Origin of the sequence: Mesobacillus sp., assembly GCF_049588175.1 — a bacterium.
Lineage (GTDB): Bacteria > Bacillota > Bacilli > Bacillales > Cytobacillaceae > Mesobacillus.
Genome location: NZ_JBAVFI010000302.1, coordinates 1 through 3,529, shown reverse-complemented (window position 1 = coordinate 3,529; position 3,529 = coordinate 1). Strand labels below are relative to the sequence as shown.

Genomic DNA, 3,529 nt, shown 5'->3' with positions numbered 1-3,529 from the left:
GATATGAGGCAATGGATTATTTGCTCAAGCCATTTGACGACGACCAGCTCCGTGAAACAGTACAAAGGATTGAGAAGCGTTTCCTGACTCATAAGGACAAAGAGCCTGGCAAGCTTACCGGAAAACTTGCTGTGGAAGGCGACGGTGAAATTTTTTATCTTGAACCTAAAGAAATTTTGTACATATCAAGGGAAGAAAAATTCTCAAAAATCATTACGAAAACAAATGAATATGAAACGAAAACTCCGTTGAAGGACCTTGAGAGCAGGCTTCTTCCCTATTCGTTTTTCCGAATCCATAAAAGCTATCTAGTCAATCTTGATTATGTAACCCGCTTAACTCCCTGGTTCAACGGTGCTTATCAGCTGCAAATCGAAGGGCGAGAAGAAATGCTTTCTGTAAGCAGAAACTATGTAAAAGCTTTGAGAACAGAGCTTGAGTTATAGTAAATAGGATACAAACTTTGACTTTGATTAAAAGCATCTTTTTGGATGCTTTTTGTTTTTGGTTCAACCCTCTGTGCATTTCAATCAAGATTTCCAGCGTTTCAACCTGATATTTACGCATCTTGTTCACAAAATGTCCACATTTAACTGACTTCTTTTATAATTTATGTAAACGCATTCATTATAAAAAGAAGGAGGTTTCATATGTTTACATTTTTAGGCGGTATCGTACTTTTAATTGTCGGTTATTTCACGTATGGCAAGTTCGTTGAAAAGGTTTTTGGTGTTAATGAAGTCCGTTCAACACCCGCTTTCACTCATAAAGATGATGTTGACTACGTGCCAATGTCCACTTCTAAGAACTCTTTGATCCAGCTGCTTAACATCGCTGGTGTCGGTCCTATTTTCGGACCAATCATGGGCGCACTTTATGGCCCTGTTGCTTTCATCTGGATCGTTCTTGGTGCCATCTTTGCGGGTGCTGTCCATGACTACTTGACTGGAATGATTTCCATCCGTAACCGCGGCGCACACCTTCCAGAGCTTGCAGGTAAATTTTTAGGGAAATTCATGAAACATGTTGTTAACGCTTTTGCGATTCTTTTGCTGCTATTAGTTGGAACCGTTTTCGTAACGGCTCCCGCTGGTTTGCTCCATAACTTAATGGACGGAAAAGTAGCAATGGGAATCATCCTTGGTGCAATTTTTATTTACTACATTTTAGCGACGCTTCTTCCTGTTGATAAAATCATCGGCCGCTTATACCCTGTTTTCGGTGCATTGCTTTTGATCAGTGCAGTTGGAGTAGGTGCAATGCTTGTGATTACTGGAGCACCAATTCCTGAATTATCATTAACAAATTTCCACCCTGATAATGCAGCTATTTTCCCACTATTGTTCTTAACAATTTCTTGTGGCGCGCTTTCAGGTTTCCATGCTACACAGACACCAATCATTTCTCGTACTACGCAGAACGAAAAGCAAGGCCGCAAGATTTTCTACGGCATGATGATTGCTGAAGGAATCATCGCCATGATCTGGGCAGCTGCAGCTATGAGCTTATTCGATGGCTATAACGGCTTGAATGACCTTCTTGCAAACGGCGGACCAGCCGCAATCGTAAGCGAAGCTTCAACATTGATGCTTGGCGCTGTTGGCGGAACGCTTGCAGTACTGGGAGTTATCGTATTACCTATCACATCTGGTGATACTGCATTCCGCAGCGCGCGAATGATTATCGCTGATTACTTCAATTTTTCACAAAAGAAATTCACAAGCCGTCTTTGGATCGCGCTTCCGTTATTCGTTATCTCATTCGCTTTGACAAAGGTAGATTTCACAATCCTTTGGAGATACTTCTCATGGGCAAACCAATCGACTGCAGTCATCGCTCTTTGGGTAGCTGCAATGTATCTGTTCATTGCGAAGAAGAATTACTGGATTGCCATGATTCCTGGCATATTCATGACAATGGCGACCACTTCGTATATCATTAACGCTCCGATTGGATTCGGTCAATCACTCACTGTAGCCAATATTGGAGCTGCGATTATCACTGTAGCGATTACGGTCATCTTCTTCAACGCTGCTAAAAAAGCTCGTGCAAATAACGTCCAGCTTGATGAAGATGTGTCCAACTGGAACAGGGTGGCGTAATCATGAGTGGCTGCTGCAGTCCTAATTACCGCAAATCGGTCAATGAGAAGGAAGAGCAGGTCAATAACAAAGGGAAAGATCAGCTTCCCCTTTTCGCAAAAATAATCATCTTCCTTATATCTGCAGGAGGGCTGCTTGTAGCGTTCCTCACATATTAAGGCTTAGAAAGTGCACGCCTGCAGAGTCAGGCGTGCACTTTTACATCGATAGGAGGTTGAGATTGATATGAAAATTTTAATTGTAGGCGCCGGAGCGATCGGCGGTTATTTTGGCGGACGTCTTTTGGAAAAAGGCGAGGACGTTACGTTCCTGGTTCGTGAAAAACGCAGGCAGCAGCTCAAGGACAATGGCCTTATTGTTGAAAGTGTTCATGGAAATATGCACAACGCTGAGCCAAAGACTATTTTAGCTGGAGAAAATGCTGAGCCCTTTGATGTGATTTTAGTCTCTACCAAGTCTTATCATTTAGCGGGTGCGATGGAAAGCATTCGTCCCTATGTTGGCACCGAAACAATGATTCTGCCTTTGCTGAATGGCATTGCCCATCTGGATGCCTTGACCGAAGAATTTGGTGCGGAGAAGGTTTTGGGAGGGTTATGCTTTATTGAAACGACTCTGGACGAGAATGCCAGAGTGATACAGACAAGTCCAATCCATGATCTTGTTTTTGGTGAAAGGAACGGTGAACAAACAGAAAGGATTATGAAGCTTCAGGCGGTTTTTGAAAACACGAATGCAAACTTCCGCCTTTCGGATAACATCGAGCAGGAAATGTGGCACAAATACTTATTCATCACTTCGCTAAGCGGCATCACCTCTCTCTTCAGGTCCCCGATTGGACCGATCCGGGAACAGCCGCAAGGGATGGAAACAATCAAAAGCTTGCTGCATGAAACGATCAGCATCATGAAAAGCTTAGATGCACCGTTAGCACAACAAGTTCTAGAGGCGACCTTGGCGAGGATGAATGAAATCGGCTATAGCATGAAATCCTCTCTTCAGCGTGATATGGAAAAATCACTGCCAACAGAAGGCGACCATTTATTTGGCTACCTTTTAGATAAGGCCTCTAAGTCAAAGTTTCCCGCGGTGACTCTGTCAGCAATTTACGCTAATGTGAAAATATATGAAAAGAATCTTGGCTAACATATATGATGCCTGCTCCCTTACTGGGGCAGGCATCTTTATTTTCTATATTATTTAACCCCAGGAAACCAACCAGGTGTATTGACGATTGCCTGCCACAGCGGATCGGGTACAACAAGGCGAGCCTGGGCTCCAAGATCGATTTCCGTCTCAATTTCATCTTCCCTGCCGGTTTCTACTTTTTCAACCCAGTCTGGATCGATAATCAGTTCTCTGCCTAATGCAATCAATGGGACGCTTGTATCAAAAGCCTTTAGTACATCATCGGCACTGTAAAGTGA

Annotated in this window: 4 protein-coding genes and 1 pseudogene; 4 read left to right on the top strand and 1 reads right to left on the bottom strand. The window is 43.3% G+C overall.

What is annotated here, in order from left to right; genetic code table 11:
* From WB217_RS07425 to WB217_RS07410, 4 genes are all read left to right on the top strand, one after another.
* A partial coding sequence (locus tag WB217_RS07425) for a LytR/AlgR family response regulator transcription factor (RefSeq protein WP_423992080.1) occupies positions 1-446 on the top strand: 446 nt, incomplete at its 5' end.
* A gap of 204 nt (positions 447-650) precedes the next feature.
* A complete protein-coding gene (locus WB217_RS07420; protein ID WP_423992078.1) occupies positions 651-2,102 on the top strand; it encodes a carbon starvation CstA family protein in 1,452 nt (483 codons plus the stop codon).
* A 2-nt stretch (positions 2,103-2,104) separates the two neighbouring features.
* Positions 2,105-2,260 carry a hypothetical protein gene (locus WB217_RS07415; protein WP_423992076.1) on the top strand — a complete coding sequence of 52 codons (156 nt, stop codon included), beginning with the start codon at positions 2,105-2,107 and terminating at the stop codon, positions 2,258-2,260.
* A 67-nt stretch (positions 2,261-2,327) separates the two neighbouring features.
* Positions 2,328-3,248 (top strand): ketopantoate reductase family protein, encoded by a 921-nt coding sequence (locus WB217_RS07410; protein ID WP_423992074.1) that lies wholly within the window; start codon positions 2,328-2,330, stop codon positions 3,246-3,248.
* A gap of 50 nt (positions 3,249-3,298) precedes the next feature.
* Here WB217_RS07410 and WB217_RS07405 read toward each other — a convergent pair.
* Positions 3,299-3,529, bottom strand: a pseudogene (locus tag WB217_RS07405) (NADH-dependent flavin oxidoreductase); the annotation flags it as partial.

Coding starts and splice junctions, on each gene's coding strand:
- WB217_RS07420 (WP_423992078.1), top strand. CDS start 651: ATGTTTACATTTTTAGGCGGTATCGTACTTTTAATTGTCGGTTATTTC.
- WB217_RS07415 (WP_423992076.1), top strand. CDS start 2,105: ATGAGTGGCTGCTGCAGTCCTAATTACCGCAAATCGGTCAATGAGAAG.
- WB217_RS07410 (WP_423992074.1), top strand. CDS start 2,328: ATGAAAATTTTAATTGTAGGCGCCGGAGCGATCGGCGGTTATTTTGGC.